A 16146-nucleotide genomic window follows, 5' to 3' on the forward strand; every position below is an offset into this window, starting at 1 on the left:
GGCGCAGACTCCCGCTGGATCAGCAAGACCGTCTCGGGCAGTGCCAGTTGTTCCAGCACCTTCTTCGGCCTGGACCCGGCGCCGATGACCGTGAAGGCCTGCTTCGCGGACACGCCTTCTGCGCCTGCGCCTGCGCCGGCACCGGCACCGGCACCAGCACCAGCACCGGCACCGGCTCCAGCTCCAGCTCCAGCTCCAGCACCGGCACCCGCACCGGCACCGGCACCGGCACCGGCACCAGCACCAGCACCGGCACCAGCACCAGCACCAGCACCAGCACCAGCACCAGCACCAGCACCGGCCCCGGCTCCGGCTCCGGCTCCGGCTCCGGCTCCGGCTCCGGCACCAGCGCCAGCACCAGCTCCCGGCACCGTGCTCGCTCCGGAAGGCGGTACCTTCACCGTGTCCGCGGCGACACTGGTCAAGTACGGCGCCGACACGCGGTGGCTTAGCAAGACCGTGACCGGCCCGGTGAACTGCACCAATGCCTACTTCGGCAGTGATCCGGCACCGTTCACGGTCAAGTCTTGCGTCGCCGGCTGAGGATTGTCTCGACCGAAGGTCGTCGCAGAACGAAGCTTGTTGGCTGCAATCGCATCCTCAGCGGCGGCCCTGCCGAGATGCGAGCAGACGGCGATAGGCCGCCAGGTAGTTGGTCATCATTTGCGCAGCCGAGAACCGCTGCGCGTTCTCCAAGCCCAGCGTGCGCATCTCTTCAAGCCGCCCCGAAGCGTTCTCGATGGCTTCAGCCATGGCCTCCGGGTTGTGCGGATCCAGATAGCAAGCGCCTGGCCCCCCGATCTCGTTCATCGGCTCCAGGTCGGAGGTGAATACCGGGCAGCCGCAGGCCTGGGCCTCGATCAAGGGCCAGCCGAAGCCCTCCTGCAGCGACGGAAACAGCAAGGCCGTGGCCCTGGCGTACAGCGCGCAGAGCTCCTCGTGGGAAACGTCCTGCAAAGTCCTGATCCGCTCGGCAACACCATGCCGGGATGCCAGGGCTGCCAGATCCGGGTCCAGGCGCGGCCCGACCAGAACCAAATGTTGTACGGGAGCGGGGACACCCTTCTCGCCGGCGCGCCGTTGAAGCGCGATGAAAGTTTCGACGACCGCCTTCCGATTCTTGCGAGGCAGATCCAAGCCGACGTGAATGAGGTACTTGTCTTTTTCGCTGATCCCGAATCGCTTGATCAAGCGCCGGGCTTCATCGGGATGTACGAGCGAGAAGCTGTCGTTCAGGCCGTTGAGCACGGTCGTCACCCTGCGCTCATCCACAAACTGCAGATCGACCAGCGCGCGTCGGGTCGTGTGCGAAACGCAGGCGACCAGGTCGGCTTTCGCAAGTCCCGATGAAATGAGACGCTGGAACACGCGACCGCTCCATCCGACGTTCCACCCTTCGACCATGCCTCTCGCAGCCTGCACCGCGATGACATCGTGGCAGGTCACGATCGTCGGCCTGCCACGGACCCAGGGCACGTACATGCTGTTGGAGTGGTCGCAGATGTGGACCACGTCGGCCCAGCGTGCTTGCGCCGCAAGACTCGGGATGAAGAGAATGAATTTGTCTATGTAGCCAAGCCACTTCCACAAGCGAGAGCTGCGCGGCAGGCGCTGAACCCGCCGGGGCGGCGTGATGACGCGCAGTTCGCAGCCAAGCTTGGGCAGCTCGCGCTCCATCACGCGCAGGAAGGCCCGCATGCTGGTCTGATCGTCCGGCCCATAGTTGCCGACCAGCAGGATCTTCATCGATGGCCGGCTTTGATCGGCGCCTTCAGCGCCCATGATTCCTGGAAGCTCATGACCCAGGAGGTCACGGACGGCTTCATTCGTCGTTGTCACGTTCAGATCCCTCTTTCTGGGAACAGCAAATACCGGTTTGCTCCATGCAGAGCGCAGATTTTTTCAAGAGATCTGAGCAGCCTCAACGAATCGTGCATGCGAGCGCCGAACACGGGCATCGCCGCATCGAGTCTTCCGAGCGGACGCATCCTGAATCGATGAAGCGGTGACTGCCCTCAGCACACCAGGCGTTCGTTCCTGGGTCGGTCATCCATTCGGGAACACGAACACGGTACCGCAGTTGGAGCACTTCGCCTGGCCAAAGGCACCGTAGCTCGGCATCGGTTCGAGCTTGGCCATCCTCCGCGCGAGAAAGCACTCCGGACAAGGAATCGATTGCCCCGCGTTGGCTTGGGCGTCGCGCCAGGCGTTCTCCCAATCGCCGATCAGCGGTTGCTCGGCGCGCTTCGCTCGAAGATGGCTCAGCAATTCGCGGTGCATGCCTTCGAGTGACATTTTCGTCCGTCTCCGCGCATTACCGACCCGGACCGCCGCCGCCACCTGGACCGCCACCGGGACCACCGCCGCCACCGGGACCACCGCCGCCACCGGGACCACCGCCACCACCGGGACCACCGCCGCCGCCGGGACCACCGCCACCTCCGGGACCACCGCCGCCACCGCCGGGACCACCGCCACCGCCTCCGCCGCCAGGGCCACCACCGCCGGCACCGCCACCGGGGCCTCCGCCGCCGGGGCCACCGCCACCTCCACCTCCACCAGGGCCGCCGCCGCCCGGGCCACCGCCGGCGCCACCGCCGGCGCCACCGCCCCCGGGACCACCGCCGCCGCCTGCGCCGCCAGCACCAGCACCAGGTCCGCCGCCACCCCCTGCGCCGCCAGCACCAGCACCAGGTCCACCGCCACCCCCTGCGCCACCCCCTGCGCCACCAGCACCAGCACCAGCACCAGCACCAGCACCAGCACCACCGCCGCCTGCGCCGCCAGCCCCAGGGCCTCCACCGGCGCCCGCGCCGCCTGCGGCGCTTCCCGCAGCACCACCACCTCCGCCTGCTCCAGGACTACCGGCCGAGCCGGCGCCAGAGGCATCGCCGCCGCCGGCAAAGAGCCAGCTGAGGCTGCCACTGCCCGACCCTTTGCGGGCCGCCGCGCTTCCGGCGTTGCGCGCGCCGGCGAGGGGCGGCGATGGCTGCGCCACTCGCGCCGACGGCACAGCAGAGTTCACACAGACCGCCTCGCCAAATGGGTTGTAGCGGTCGCAATGACCAGGCACGGCTTGCCGGGGCGCAGCGGTCTGGTATGGCGTGCCGGGTACCGGACGGGAGCGAGGCTCCGCGACGCGAGGCGGTGCGCTGGGAACGAACGAAGGTTGAACGAGCGCGGGCACTGCATTGACCGTCTCCGGCGCGGCAACTTTCGCAGGCTCGGCGGCCCTTGGCGCTTCGCGAACCACGGGCTGCTCTGGGGCTTTCGCCGAGCTTTCGCCGCCCGTCGCACCGATGGACGCAGACCTGGTTCGCGGGCGCGCCGGTGGAGCAATCATCGTTGGAGGCGGCTCAGGGTTGGGCGTCGCTGCACTCCTGGCCGGCGCAGGGTCGTCCTGGATGAGAGGAGCCTCGGGCGATGGGGCGGCCTCGACCCCCTGCGAAGGCGGCTCGGTGGGCGCGCTCTTCGCCTCGAGCGTCATTGCCGGCGGCTCGCTTTGCACATCCTTTGGCGCAACAGCAGGCGCGCTCTCGACCCGATTCGCCGATGAGGGGGAAGCCTCGCGCTCGGCCTGCGTGGCCACAGCCGGATCGGATTGGGCGGGGGGCGCGACCGTTTGAGCCGGCATTTCCGGTGCGGTCGCGGCTTTCCATGCGCCCGTCGCCGGATCGGAGAGCGGTACGACCGGTGTCGTGGAGCGGCCGAGATACCAGAGCACGAAGGAGAGATGCAAGAAAGCCAGGCCGATCAGCAGCCAGACGATCGACACATCGACCCCTGCCGGCACCGGAATGCCGAGCACGCGTCGCGGGGCTTTGCGCCGAGGCTGCACGCGCACCGGAGGCCATGCATCGACCGACGTTGACGCCACCTGCTGCGCGGCCGCGGCGTTCGTCGGCGTCCTCGTTGCCTCTTCGCCCTCCTGCGGCAGGAGCTTGTGCGCGCAATGCCGGCAGTAGTGAGCGGTGTTCCGGTTGAGGGTCTGGCAGACGCTGCATACCCGGGTCAACTGCTGCGGGGGGATCGCGGGTGCCGGTGGCTGCCAATCCGTCCAGTCGGGCCGCCCCCGCGTCGTCTTGGATGCAGTGGAATCGGGCGATTGGAGCGGCTCATTCGCGGCGACGTCGGCTGCAGGGTCCAGCACCGGCTCGCTGCCCACCGTCTCGCCGGTGTCCGGCTTGACCTGGAGGACTGCGTCGCTCATGGGAGCAATCCGGCAACGATGCTAGAGGCCACGACGATTCTCCTTGCCAATGGACCGTGTGAACCCGAGCTTGCGCCGAAGCCGCTGCTCGGCAATGGCCAGCCTCGCGAAGGTCAGCAGATCTTCGTCGGCCGGCCCGTTTCCGCTGCCGTGAACATAGTGTCGGAACGCCCTGACGATCCGTGCCTGCACGGCTCTTCTCGCGCGTGTCGCGACAGCCCGGTCGCTGCGTTCGCGCTCCCTCTTTTCGCACGCTCTGTCTGCCGCGTGTTGCGATGCGACGGTCGACCAGCACTTCCTCCATGCTGCCGCCCTCTTCTTGCGCGTGACATGTGACATTCTTCTCTCCGAAGTGGCCGCAGCGTGGGAAATGTTCACAGGATTAATGCTCTTGTCTTATATTCACATGCGTCTGGTTGTAAGACGCTGGCTGATGTCGCTGTCCAGTTGGTAACTCCTCGTTACCGCGCTGTTCGGCCAATGGGAAGCAGAAAGTTTGGGCACGAAACGCACTGGCGCTAGAAAGACCGAGCGTGAAGCGGCTATGTCCGCATCCGCCGGCGAGAGGGGCAGCGAAGCCGAACGCAAAGCGGGCTGGGTGCTCGAAGCCTGCGCGCGGGTGATGCGGCCCATCGTTCGCCTCGCGCTGGCGCTGGGCCTCAAGCACGCGAACCTCGAACTGATCCTGCGCGAACTCCTCATCGACGAGGCGCGCCGGGCATGGCTCGCCAAGGGCGTGGAGCCCAACCTCAGCCAGATCTCGGTGACCACCGGCTTGAACCGCAAGGCCGTGACGGCCAAGGTGCGCGAGGCAGAAGAACCGCTGCCCCACACCGAGATGTCGGCAGCCGCCAAGGCTTTGACCCTCTGGCTCCAGCGGGTGGCCGACGATCCGACGGCCCGCGTCCTGCCCATCACGGCAGAGGGCGAAACAAGCTCCTTCGAAGCCTTGGCCCGGCAAGCGACGCATGGCAACTTGCATCACCGCAGCATCCTCGACGAGTTGCTGCGATTGGACATGGCGATCGAGCATGCGGGCAGCGTGGAGCTCAACACCGCCGCCTTCGTCCCGTCGAAGGACCTGAAGAGCATGCTCGCCTTCCTCGGCGACAACGCCCGCGACCATCTGCTGGCCGGCGTGGCCAACACCCTGGGAGCAGAGCTGCCTTTGCTGGAACGCTCGGTGTTCGCCACCGGAATCCCGCTCGAGGATTGCGAGCGAATCCATCGGCTGGTGCGCGAGCGCTGGGCCGTGCTTCACAACGAGCTGGCGCACGAGATGACGCGCGCCTTCGAAGCGTCCGGGAAAGACGCCAAGGGCCGCATCAGAGTCGGCATCTATACCTACTTCGATGATTCACCAGACGAGTAAGCTGCGCGTCCTTCCTTCGTCCGTTCCTTTGCACCGATAGAGCAGAAGATGAAAAACTCCTGGCTGCGCAACGGCTTTCTGGCACTCCTGATCGGGGCGCTGGTCTCGTGCGGTGGTGGCGGCGGCGGTGGCGGCGGTGTGGCCGTCGGCGGCACCGGCGTGGCCGGCCCGGGCACGGGGCTGACTTCGGGCGACGGGAGCAGCCCGGCTGGCGGCGGCGGGGGAGATGGCCAGGGTGGCGGCACGTCCGGCGCGTCCGGCGCCGGAGGCACAGGCTCGGACGGAACGGCCTCCGCCCCCGGCGGCACCGGCTCGGGTGGCACCGGGACCTCCACTGCAGCGGGCGGCGGCGGCGACGGCGGCGTCGGCTCCGGCGGCACGGGCGTGAGCACTGCCGATGCTTCCGGCGTCGGCGCGGTCGACGGCTCGGGCAGCATCATCGTCAACGGCCTGCGCTACAACACCGACACCGCCGTGCTGAACGTCGAAGACGCGCCCGCCTTGCAGCTGGGCATGAGCGCCAAGGTCACCGGGCCGGTCAACGCCGACTTCACCAGCGGCATCGCCCGCCGGGTCGATTCCGCCGCCGATCTGCGCGGCACGCCCTCCTCGGTCGATCTCGCGCAGGGCAGCTTCGTCATCCTCGGCACCACCGTGACCACCGACGAGGCCACCGTGTGGGCCGATGCCGCCGGTCTCGCGGCCATCCCGCCGGGCGCCACGCTGCAGGTGTGGGGCCTGCCGGGCGCACCGGGCATCCTGCGGGCCACGCGCATCGAGCAGCGCGGCCCCTCCGCGGCCATCCTGACGGGCACGGTGCAGAACCTCGATCCCCTGCGGCACACCTTCACCCTCGGCGGCTTCACGGTCGACTACAGCGCGGCGGTGCTCTCCGGCAGCCCGGACGGCAGCGCGCTGGCCGATGGCACGCTGGTGCGCGTGCGCGCGAACACCGTGCTGCCGGGCCGCTTGCAGGCCACCCTCGTGCAGTGGTGGTATCCGGTGCCGAGGGCGAACGCCACGCCGGTGCAGCTCGCCGGCCTCGTGACCGACTACGCCGGGCTGGGGTCCTTGCGCGTGCTCGGCGTTCCGGTGAACGCCGCTTCGGCGCAGATCACCGGCGGGCTGGCCAGCGCGGTCGGCAACGGCGTCAAGGTGCAAGTCGGCGGCATCATGTCCAACGGCATCCTCCAGGCTTCCAAGCTCAGGATCCGCCACGTGCCGGGCACCGGCGGACCCGCGTCCTTCACCCTCATCGGCACCGTCGGCAACTTCAGCTCGGCGGCAAGCTTCCGGGTGAAAGGCCAGCCCGTCGACGCCAGCGGCCCGGACGTGGTGTTCGTCAACGGGACGGTGGCCAACCTCGGCAACGGCGTCAACGTCAACATCGAAGGGTCGCGGGTGGTGAACGGCGTGCTCATCGCCACGCGCGTCAGCTTCGAGTGACGGAGCCGGTCCCGCCAAGTCGCACGGGCTTTCCGGCCGCACGCAACGCCCGCCGCAGCGGCGCGCCCCGGCTCACAGGTAGTTGAACAACGCCATCCCGTGCAGGCGCGCAAAGGTCTGCTGCGTCGCTTGCAGCGAGGTCTGCCGCTGCAAGAATTCCGAGATCGCCGCCGCCGGGTCCAGGTCCTGCAGGTCCGAAAGATAGGCCTTGTCGATCAGGTCGCGCGCGCCGCCCGCGGCATCGAGTGCATCGATCTCGTTCATGCGCGAGCCGACGGAGGAGCGGATGGTCAGCACGTTGTCGTGCGCATGGGTGATCTTCACGTTGGCCGTGGAGAGCGCGTTCTGCAGCGCTGCCTGCGCGCTTGCGCCGCCGCCGGCGACCGGCTGGCGCAGCGCGCTCACCACATGGCCGAGGGACGCGAAGATGTCGGTGCCGGCGTTCCGGGCGGTCGAGACCTGGAAGGAGTCGCCGTCGGCCGGCGTCCCGCTCATGCTGATCTGCACGCCGCCGAAGCTGATCGGCGTGCCGGCGGTGTAGGCGCCGGTGGCCGCCACCACGGGCGGCGTGTCGTTGGTGGTCACCGTGTAGTTGCCGCCGGCGAAGCCGATGCTGAAGTCCTTGCCGTAGAGCGGCGCCGTGCCATCGGTCACGCCGACCGCGCCGAACACGCCCGAGCCGGTGTTGCCGGCGCCCGCGCTGGTGACGTAGCCCGCGCTGCCCTGCACCGACTGGAACACGCTGCGGCCGTCGTCCGTGATGGCCATCTGCCGCGAGACGTCGATCTGGATCAGGCGCTGTCCCTGGTCGCCCATGTACTGGACGCCGCCGCCGGTCTTCCCCACGAAGGGCGGGCTGGCGCTCTTGAAGCCGGCGAACAGGAACTGGCCGTTGCCGTCGTCGGCGTTGGCCACGTTCACCAACTGGTCGATGTTGCTCTGGATGGCGATGGCCAGCGAGGCGCGGTCGGCATCGGACAGCGTGCCGTTGCCGGCCTGCACCACCAGGGTCTTGACGTTCTGCAGGATCTCGGTGGCGGACTTGAGCGCGTCCTCTTCCCGCGACAGGGAGAGCGTCGCGCGGTCGCGGCTGGTCGCGTACTGCGAGGACTGCGCGAGCGTGTCCGAAACGCCGAGCGCGCGCGCCGCGGCCACCGGGTCGTCGGCCGGGGTCAGGAACTTGGTGCCGGCGGAGAGCTTCTGCTGGATGCGGAACAGCTGCTGCTGCTGCGAACCGATGCCGTTCATGCTCTGGTTGTAGAAGGATTGGGTGCCGATGCGCATCGCGACTCCTGAAAGGGTTGGGCTTGCGGCGTTCTCAGCCGCTGATGCCGAGAATGGCGGCGAACATGTCCGAAGCGGTCTGGATGACCTTGGCGTTGGCCTGGTACATCTGCTGGTACATCAGCAGGTTGGCGGTTTCCTCGTCCTGGTTCACGCCCGAGATCGCGTCGCGGCTGGCGCGGATCTGTTCCGTCACGCTGGTCTGCGTGGCCTCGGCGGTGCGGATCTCCATGGTGCGGTTGCCCACCGCGCTCACCAGCTGCGCAAAGGCGCTGCCGAAGGTGGAGGTGCCGCCGCCCATGACGGCCTTCTTCTGCAGCGCGCCCAGCAGCAGCGCGTTGCTGCCGTCGGAGACGCCGCCGGCGTTCTTGCGGACGGTGAAGGTGTCGCCGTCGGCCGGGGCCCCGGTCATCTTGACGGTGATGCCGTCGAAGCTCATCGAGGCGCCTGCGGTGTAGGGCACGGCCGTGCCGGCCGCGTAGGTGGTGGACGTTCCGTCCGCCTGGGTCACGGTCACGGCGGAGGTCGCCGGAAAGCCGCCGAGCGTGCCGGCCGCGGCGTCGTAGCTCAAGGTCACCGGCGCTGCGAGCGGCGCGGCCGGGTAGGCCGCGTCGACGGTTGGCGCGCCCAGTGCGCCGCTGCCCCGGTTGCCCGCGGTGTTGCCCGCGATCAGCGGCGAAGCCGCGGCCACCTTGGCCGGGTCGAGCACCAGCACGTCGACGTCGCGCGCGCCGGTGCGCGTGGGCTGCACCAGGAAGCGGTCGCCGGCCTGGGCCGTGCCGCTGGCCACGCTCAGGCTCACGCCGTCGAAACTGATGGGGAAGGCGGTGTAGCTGCCGATCAGCTGCTTGTCGGTGAGCCGCGTCACCGACCAGGTCGGCGTGCCCGCCACGTCCTTCACCTCCACCGAGTAGTCGCTGATGCTCAGCTGCGAGGGGTCGGCGATGCTGGCGCCGATCACCATGTCGCCGGTGTTGTGGGCGTTGGTGAAGACGCCCGGCGCGGCCTTCGAGAAGAAGTCGGTGCCCAGCACGCCGTTGAGGTCGACACCCAGCTTGTGCTGCTCGTCGAAGGTGCTGGTGAGCGCGATGGCGAGGCGGCCGATCGCGTTCTGCGACGTGCTGAGCGTCTCGTTGCGGAAGGCCATCAGGCCGCCGATCGAGCCGCCGGCGAACACGCTGTCGGCCAGCTCGGTGGCCGTGCCGTTGATGCCCACCAGCGACAGCGCCGTGCGCGTCGGGTCGGCCGCCGAGGGGCCCGCCTTGAGCGTCATCGCCTGGTCGCCCAGCACCAGCGACTGGCCGTTGCCGATGAAGACGTTGTACTTGCCGCCGTCCTGCTCCAGCACCTTCACGTCCACCAGCTTGCCCAGTTGGTTGACCAGCTGGTCGCGCTGGTCGAGCAGGTCGTTGGGCGGCTGGCCGCCGGCCACCGCGCTCATCTGGCCGATCTGGTGGTTGAGGGTGGCGATCTGCCTGGCGTAGGTGTTGATCTCGCCCACGCTGCCCTGGATCTGCTCGTTGACGGAGGTGTTGAGGTCGCTCAGGTACTGGTCGGTGGCGCGGAACTTGTTGGCCAGCGATTGCGCGGCGCTGACGAGCTGCTGCCGCGCCGCCGGGTCGGCCGGCGTGTTGGCCACGCCCTGCACGCCGGCGAAGAAGCTCTGCATCAACGGCGTGAGGCCGGAGGTCTTGTCGGCCAGCAGCGAGTCGATGCGGCTGATCTGGGCGTTGTAGCTAGCCAGCGCCGCGCCCGACGCCTCGGCGCCGTTGAGCTGGGAGGTGAGGTACGCGTCGTAGCTGCGCGCCACCGTGGTGACGCGGGCACCCGTGCCGACGAAGCCCGAGGCCAGGCCGATGGCGCTGTTGGTCGCGATCACGGAGCTCTGGCGGCTGTAGCCGGTCGTGTACACGTTGGCCGTGTTGTGCGCCGTGGTCATGAGCGCGCTGCGTGCCACGCTCAGGCCGGTCAGGCCGGTATGGAACATCGACATGGGTCTTTACCTGTAGAGATGCTTGTTCTGGACGGAGGCGGCGGCGCGGTGGCCGAGGCCCTTTCCTGTTTATCGGCTGCGGCGGCCGAAGCTGAAGGGAGGACCCGGGCCCCGAGCCTCAGGCAGCGAGGCGGAACACGCTCACGGCCCGTACCAGGCTGCCGGCCTGCTCCTGCATCGACTGCGCCGCGGCCGCGGCTTCTTCGACGAGTGCGGCGTTCTGCTGCGTCACCTGGTCCATCTGGGTGATCGCCTGGTTGATCTGCTCGATGCCCTGGGTCTGCTCGTGGCTCGCTGCGCTGATCTCGCCGACGATGTCGGTCACCCGGCGGATGCTGCCCACGATCTCTTCCATGGTCTTGCCGGCTTCGCCCACCAGCGCGCTGCCGGCGTCCACCTTGCCCACCGAGTCGTCGATCAGGCCCTTGATCTCCTTGGCGGCGGCGGCGGAGCGTTGCGCCAGGTTGCGCACTTCGGAGGCCACCACCGCGAAGCCGCGCCCTTGCTCGCCGGCGCGCGCCGCTTCCACCGCGGCATTCAGTGCCAGGATGTTGGTCTGGAAGGCGATGCCGTCGATCACGCCGATGATGTCGACGATCTTCTTCGACGACGCATTGATCGAGGCCATGGTGCTCACCACCTGGCCCACCACATGGCCGCCCTTCACCGCCACGTCGGAAGCCGACAGCGCCAGCTGGTTCGCCTGCCGCGCGTTGTCGGCGTTCTGCTTGACGGTGGAGGTCAGCTCTTCCATCGAGGCGGCGGTCTGCTGCAGCGAGCTCGCCTGCTCCTCGGTGCGCGAGGACAAGTCCTGGTTGCCGGATGCGATCTCGCCCGAGGCGGTGGCGATGGCATCGCTCGAATGCTTGATCTTGACCACCACCTCGGTCAGCTGGTCCTGCATCTGCTTGATCGAGTGCAGCACGCTGCCCTGGCCAGCCTGCTGCGCCTCCACGCCGACCGTGAGATCGCCGTCGGCGATGCGGCCCACCACGTTCGCCGCATAGGCCGGCTCGCCCCCGAGCTGGCGCGACAGCAGGCGGGCCACGACCATGCCCAGCCCCACGCTGGCGACCAGGCCCACCAGGGCCACGACCAGCATCAGCAGGCGCGAGGTCTTGAAGGTGCTCTCGGCGCTTTCCAGGCTGGCCTTGGCCATGCCGTCACTGTAGGCCGCCATCTGGGACAGCACCTCTTCGACCGCGCGCGAATCCTTCAACAGCTGCGCGCTGTCTTCGGACACACGGCCGTCGAACTGCGAGCTGTCCAGCGACTGCTTCGAGATCAGCTCGACGAAGTCGCCCATGCGCTTGCGCAGCGGCTGCACCAGCGCCTCGTACCGTTGGTAGAGCTTGCTGCCCTCCTCGCTTTCCACCAGCACCGGCTTGATCTCGGCCATGCGCTCGGCCAGATCGGCGCCGGCCTTCTTGAGCTCGGCGATGCCGGCGTTGCGCTCGCCCTTGGTGGAGGCCGACAGCAGGCCCATCTGCGCCCGGCTGGCGTACAGCAGGTGGATGTTGGCCGCCTGTGCCGCCTCGAGCGTGCGCATCTCGTGGTGGTAGAGCCGCCCGGTCGAGGCGTTGATCCGGCTCATGTGAAAGATGCCGAGCGCGCTGACCACGGCACCGAGCGCCGCGACAACCAGGAAGGCGAGGATCAGCTTCACGCCGACACGGAGCTCTTGGAACCACTGCATTTTTCTTCTTCCTTCATGGGCCCGCGAAGGGGGCCGGACCTGGGATTTATCGGCAAGCCGGGGTTCAACTTGAAGCCTAGAACTCGGTCCAGTCGCCTGACGGCGCCGTGCTTGCGGTCTGCGCCGGCGGCGCGTGGCGGGCCGGCAGTGCCTTGGGCGGCGTCGCGGCCGTCCTGGGGGCTGCGCCTTTCAGCGCCGGCACGGCACGCTTCGGCGGCAGGGCTGCGCGATTCACTGGACGAGCTTCGCCTGCGCCTGCGGTATTCGCCTTGGGAGCGGTCCCACGGCTGCCGGCCTGCACCTGCGCCAACACCGCCGCCGCGGCCTCGTCATGGCCCAGCTTGAACACGCCCACCGCCTCGACCAGGCTGGCCGCCTGCTCCTGCATGGACTGGGCGGCGGCCGAGGCCTCTTCCACCAGTGCCGCGTTCTGCTGCGTCACCTGGTCCATCTGGCTGATGGCCTGGTTGACCTGCTCGATGCCCTGCGTCTGCTCGTGGCTGGCCGCCGTGATCTCGCCCATGATGTCGGTCACGCGCTTGACGCTGTCGACGATCTCTTCCATGGTGCGGCCGGCCTCGGCCACCTGCTTGCTGCCCTCCTCGACCTTGTCCACCGAATCGTCGATCAGCGCCTTGATCTCCTTGGCGGCGGCGGCGGAGCGCTGCGCCAGGTTGCGCACCTCCGAGGCCACCACCGCGAAGCCGCGCCCTTGCTCGCCGGCGCGCGCGGCTTCCACCGCGGCATTGAGCGCCAGGATGTTGGTCTGGAAGGCGATGCCGTCGATCACGCCGATGATGTCGACGATCTTCCTGGACGAGGCATTGATGGACCCCATGGTGTCCACCACCTGCGAGACCACGCTGCCGCCCTTGACCGCCACCTCCGAGGCCGACAGCGCGAGCTGGTTCGCCTGGCGCGCGTTGTCGGCGTTCTGCTTGACGGTGGAGGTCAGCTCCTCCATCGAGGCCGCGGTTTCTTCCAGCGAGCTGGCCTGCTCTTCGGTGCGCGAGGACAGGTCGTGGTTGCCCGCGGCGATCTGGCCCGAGGCGGTGGCGATGGTGTCGGTGCCGGCGCGCACCTGCCCCACCACGCGCGCCAGGCTCTCGTTCATGTTCTTGAGTGCATGCATGAGCTGGCCGGTCTCGTCGCGCGACTGCACCTCGATCCGGCCGCCGAGATCGCCGCTCGCCACCGTCTCGGCGACCTTGACGGCCTGGCCCAGCGGCCGGGTGATGCTGCGCCCGATCAGGAAGGAGCAGGCGCCGCCGACCAGCAGCGTGAGCGCCGCCATCAGGAAGCGCAGGTTGAAGCCGCTCGCGTTCGCCGCGTCGATGGCACGGCTCATCTCGTCGATGGCCTGGCGCTCCAGCGCCAGCAGCGACAGCACGCGGCTCTCGTAGGCCTTGGCGGCGGGCAGGAAGACGTCCTTGAACACCGTCTCGGTCTCTTGGGCGTTGCCGCCGGCCTTGGCCTTCTGCACCGCGTCCTTGGCCGCCTGGTACTTGGCGCGCAGTTCGACGATGGACTTGAAGGTGGCCTTCTCCTCTTCGGTCACCAGGAGGGCCTCGACCTTGGCCATGGTCTCGCTGCCCTTCTTCACGCTGTCGGAGATGACGTCGGCAAAGGTGACGGGCAAGCTGGCATCGGTGGTCCTGGCGATCATCGCGGTGCGCGCGATGGCCGAGTAGGTCAGCACGTACCAGTCGGAGATCAGCCGCTCCTTGGCCAGAGGGCTCTCCATCATCTGGCGGGTGGCCTCCGCATTCTTCTTGGCGCTGACCAGCGCGACCGTGGAAGCGATCACCGTCAGTGCGAGCACCAGGCCGAAGCCCAGCGCCAGCCGCGTGCCGATGCGGAGATTGGAAAAGAACTTCATCATGAGTTTCCGGTAGGGGGAAAGAATCCGCCGAGGCTCGGCTCTGCGGCCTTCAGCTCGAACACGCTCTCAGGCCGCGATCTTCTCGACCAGGCCCATCTCCTCGCTCGACATCAGCTTGTCGATGTCCACCAGGATCAGCATCCGCTCCTCCAGCGTGCCCAGCCCGATCAGGTAGTCCGTGTCCAGCGACGAACCCATCTCCGGCGCCGGCTTGATCTGCTGCGCCGTCAGCGTGATCACGTCCGACACGCTGTCCACCACCATCCCCACCACGCGGCCGCCGATGTTCAGCACGATCACCACCGTGAACTGGTCATACGTCGGCGTGCCCAGTGCGAACTTGATGCGCATGTCGATGATCGGAACGATGATCCCCCGCAGGTTCACCACCCCCTTGATGAACTCCGGCGCGTTGGCGATGCGCGTCACCGCGTCATAGCCGCGCAGCTCCTGCACCTTCTGGATGTCGATGCCGTATTCCTCCTCGCCCAGCTTGAAGGCCAGGAACTCCAGCGGACGGCCGCCCGACGCGGCGAAGGAGGAAGATGCGCCGTGGGCGGCGTGTTGGGGGGATTCGGTGCTTGTGCTCGACATGTCTGGGTCTCTCTGAAGGATTCGTGGGTCCGCCCTGCAGCGGTCCGGCTTGTCAATGGGAAATCGGGGCCAGCTGTGAGCCGCTGTCGAGCTTGAAGACGCGCACCGCCTCGACCAGGCTGCCGGCCTGCTCCTGCATGGACTGCGCCGCGGCCGAAGCCTCTTCCACCAGCGCCGCGTTCTGCTGCGTCACCTGGTCCATCTGCGCAATGGCCTGGTTGACCTGCTCGATGCCGGACGCCTGCTCCCGGCTGGCGGCGGTGATCTCGCCGATGATGTCGGTGACGCGCTTGACGCTCTCGACGATCTCTTCCATGGTGCGGCCCGCCTCGCCGACCAGCGCCGTGCCGGCGTCCACCTTGGACACCGAGTCGTCGATCAGGCCCTTGATCTCCTTGGCCGCCGCGGCCGAGCGCTGCGCCAGGCTGCGCACTTCGGCCGCCACCACGGCGAAGCCGCGGCCCTGCTCGCCGGCGCGCGCCGCTTCCACCGCGGCATTGAGCGCCAGGATGTTGGTCTGGAAGGCGATGCCGTCGATCACGCCGATGATGTCGACGATCTTCCTGGACGAGGCATTGATGGAGCCCATCGTGCCCACCACCTGGCCGACCACGCCGCCGCCCTTCTTCGCGACTTCCGAGGCGGCGAGCGCAAGCTGGTTGGCCTGGTTGGCGTTGTCCGCGTTCTGCTTGACGGTGGAGGTCAACTCTTCCATGGAGGCCGCGGTCTGCTGCAGCGAGCTGGCCTGCTCTTCGGTGCGCGCCGACAGGTCGTGATTGCCCGCGGCGATCTGGCCCGAAGCGGTGGCGATGGTGTCGGTGCCGTGGCGCACCTGGCCGACGATGGCCGCGATGCTGTTGCGCATGCCGGCGATCGCATGCAGCAGGCTGGCCTCGTCGCCGCGCTTCAGCTCGATGGCCACGGCCAGATCGCCCTCGGCGATGCGGCGGGTGATGCCTGCCGCCTGCGCCGGCTCGCCGCCCAGTTGCCGGAGCAGCCCGCGCGACAGCGCCCAGCCGAAGGCGAAGAGCAGCGCGGCCAGCCCCAGCGCGTAGACCGAGAACTCCGCCAGGCGGCCGAGGATCGCGGCCTCGACCTGGTCCATGTACACGCCCGAGCCGATGATCCAGCCCCAGGGCTTGAAGCCCTTGACGTAAGAGACCTTGGGCACCGGGTCCTTGCTGCCCGGCTTGGGCCACATGTAGGGGACGAAGCCCGCCTCCTGTGCCTTCACCATGTTCACGAACTCGACGAACAGGCGCTTGCCGGTGGGGTCCTTGTTGTCCGAGAGGTCCTTGTTCTCCAGCGCGGGGTTGATCGGATGCATCACCATCCGCGGCGTCATGTCGTTGAGCCAGAGGTATTCGTTGCCGCTGTAGCGCAGCCCGCGGATCGCCTGCATCGCCTGCTGCTGGGCCTGCGCCTCGCTCAGCTCGCCCTTGGCCGCCAGCGCGTGGTAGTGGACCAGCAGGCCATGCGCGGCCTCGACGACCTGGCGCACGCCGGCCTGGCGGTCCTCCAGGATCAGCTTGCGCTCGGACACCAGGCAGAGCGCGGTCAGCAGCAGGATGCCGGCGACGGCGCTGCAGGTGAAAAGACCGAGCTTCTTCGCGATGCTCATCGAGCTCAGCTTCGGTAAGTAGGACATGTTTTCTGTCTCCGGATCGGG

12 protein-coding genes are annotated in these 16146 nt (G+C 68.4%); 3 read left to right on the forward strand and 9 right to left on the reverse strand.

Features of this window, described 5'->3' with window-relative positions; translation table 11 throughout:
• Positions 1 to 19: 19 nt before the first annotated feature.
• Positions 20 to 358 (reverse strand): hypothetical protein, encoded by a 339-nt coding sequence (locus tag AC3A6Y_RS15105; protein ID WP_487869061.1) that lies wholly within the window; start codon positions 356 to 358, stop codon positions 20 to 22.
• A 44-nt stretch (positions 359 to 402) separates the two neighbouring features.
• On the opposite strand from AC3A6Y_RS15105, the gene AC3A6Y_RS15110 reads away from it, so the two are divergent.
• Positions 403 to 543 carry a hypothetical protein gene (locus tag AC3A6Y_RS15110; protein WP_487869062.1) on the forward strand — a complete coding sequence of 47 codons (141 nt, stop codon included), beginning with the start codon at positions 403 to 405 and terminating at the stop codon, positions 541 to 543.
• A 57-nt stretch (positions 544 to 600) separates the two neighbouring features.
• Here the strand turns inward: AC3A6Y_RS15110 and AC3A6Y_RS15115 are convergent, their stop codons facing one another.
• Positions 601 to 1782: a glycosyltransferase family 4 protein gene (locus tag AC3A6Y_RS15115; protein ID WP_487869063.1), complete on the reverse strand. Its 1182-nt coding sequence runs from the start codon at positions 1780 to 1782 to the stop codon at positions 601 to 603.
• Positions 1783 to 2046: 264 nt separating this feature from the next.
• Complete coding sequence (locus AC3A6Y_RS15120) at positions 2047 to 2889, reverse strand: hypothetical protein (protein WP_487869064.1); 843 nt, start codon at positions 2887 to 2889, stop codon at positions 2047 to 2049.
• A gap of 1817 nt (positions 2890 to 4706) precedes the next feature.
• Here AC3A6Y_RS15120 and AC3A6Y_RS15125 point away from each other — a divergent pair.
• Positions 4707 to 5582: a DUF6502 family protein gene (locus AC3A6Y_RS15125; protein ID WP_487869065.1), complete on the forward strand. Its 876-nt coding sequence runs from the start codon at positions 4707 to 4709 to the stop codon at positions 5580 to 5582.
• A gap of 48 nt (positions 5583 to 5630) precedes the next feature.
• Entirely contained in the window at positions 5631 to 7028 is a 1398-nt protein-coding gene (locus AC3A6Y_RS15130) for a DUF5666 domain-containing protein (RefSeq protein WP_487869066.1), read from the forward strand.
• Positions 7029 to 7100: 72 nt separating this feature from the next.
• Here the strand turns inward: AC3A6Y_RS15130 and flgL are convergent, their stop codons facing one another.
• The 6 genes from flgL to AC3A6Y_RS15160 all read right to left on the reverse strand — a co-directional run bounded on the left by flgL (position 7101) and on the right by AC3A6Y_RS15160 (position 16125).
• A complete protein-coding gene (gene flgL / locus AC3A6Y_RS15135) occupies positions 7101 to 8312 on the reverse strand; it encodes a flagellar hook-associated protein FlgL (protein WP_487869067.1) in 1212 nt (403 codons plus the stop codon).
• 34 nt (positions 8313 to 8346) lie between these two features.
• On the reverse strand, positions 8347 to 10305 hold the full coding sequence (flgK, locus tag AC3A6Y_RS15140; RefSeq protein ID WP_487869068.1) for a flagellar hook-associated protein FlgK: 1959 nt from the start codon (positions 10303 to 10305) through the stop codon (positions 8347 to 8349).
• 118 nt (positions 10306 to 10423) lie between these two features.
• The gene (locus AC3A6Y_RS15145; RefSeq protein ID WP_487869069.1) at positions 10424 to 12001 is read right to left on the reverse strand and encodes a methyl-accepting chemotaxis protein; all 1578 of its coding nucleotides are present in this window, start codon (positions 11999 to 12001) and stop codon (positions 10424 to 10426) included.
• A 76-nt stretch (positions 12002 to 12077) separates the two neighbouring features.
• Positions 12078 to 13880: a methyl-accepting chemotaxis protein gene (locus AC3A6Y_RS15150; protein WP_487869070.1), complete on the reverse strand. Its 1803-nt coding sequence runs from the start codon at positions 13878 to 13880 to the stop codon at positions 12078 to 12080.
• Between the two features lie 69 nt (positions 13881 to 13949).
• Positions 13950 to 14477: a chemotaxis protein CheW gene (locus AC3A6Y_RS15155; RefSeq protein ID WP_487869071.1), complete on the reverse strand. Its 528-nt coding sequence runs from the start codon at positions 14475 to 14477 to the stop codon at positions 13950 to 13952.
• Positions 14478 to 14529: 52 nt separating this feature from the next.
• Positions 14530 to 16125: a methyl-accepting chemotaxis protein gene (locus AC3A6Y_RS15160; protein ID WP_487869072.1), complete on the reverse strand. Its 1596-nt coding sequence runs from the start codon at positions 16123 to 16125 to the stop codon at positions 14530 to 14532.
• Positions 16126 to 16146 lie beyond the last annotated feature (21 nt).

It is taken from the genome of Variovorax sp. Soil_C_17 (assembly GCF_057657265.1).

Bases quoted from the DNA above. Each gene is read 5' to 3' on its own strand.
- AC3A6Y_RS15145 (WP_487869069.1), bottom strand. From the start codon at position 12,001: ATGCAGTGGTTCCAAGAGCTCCGTGTCGGCGTGAAGCTGATCCTCGCC.
- flgL (WP_487869067.1), bottom strand. From the start codon at position 8,312: ATGCGCATCGGCACCCAATCCTTCTACAACCAGAGCATGAACGGCATC.
- AC3A6Y_RS15130 (WP_487869066.1), top strand. From the start codon at position 5,631: ATGAAAAACTCCTGGCTGCGCAACGGCTTTCTGGCACTCCTGATCGGG.
- AC3A6Y_RS15120 (WP_487869064.1), bottom strand. From the start codon at position 2,889: ATGCCTCTGGCGCCGGCTCGGCCGGTAGTCCTGGAGCAGGCGGAGGTG.
- AC3A6Y_RS15160 (WP_487869072.1), bottom strand. From the start codon at position 16,125: ATGTCCTACTTACCGAAGCTGAGCTCGATGAGCATCGCGAAGAAGCTC.
- AC3A6Y_RS15150 (WP_487869070.1), bottom strand. From the start codon at position 13,880: ATGAAGTTCTTTTCCAATCTCCGCATCGGCACGCGGCTGGCGCTGGGC.
- flgK (WP_487869068.1), bottom strand. From the start codon at position 10,305: ATGTCGATGTTCCATACCGGCCTGACCGGCCTGAGCGTGGCACGCAGC.
- AC3A6Y_RS15155 (WP_487869071.1), bottom strand. From the start codon at position 14,477: ATGTCGAGCACAAGCACCGAATCCCCCCAACACGCCGCCCACGGCGCA.
- AC3A6Y_RS15115 (WP_487869063.1), bottom strand. From the start codon at position 1,782: ATGGGCGCTGAAGGCGCCGATCAAAGCCGGCCATCGATGAAGATCCTG.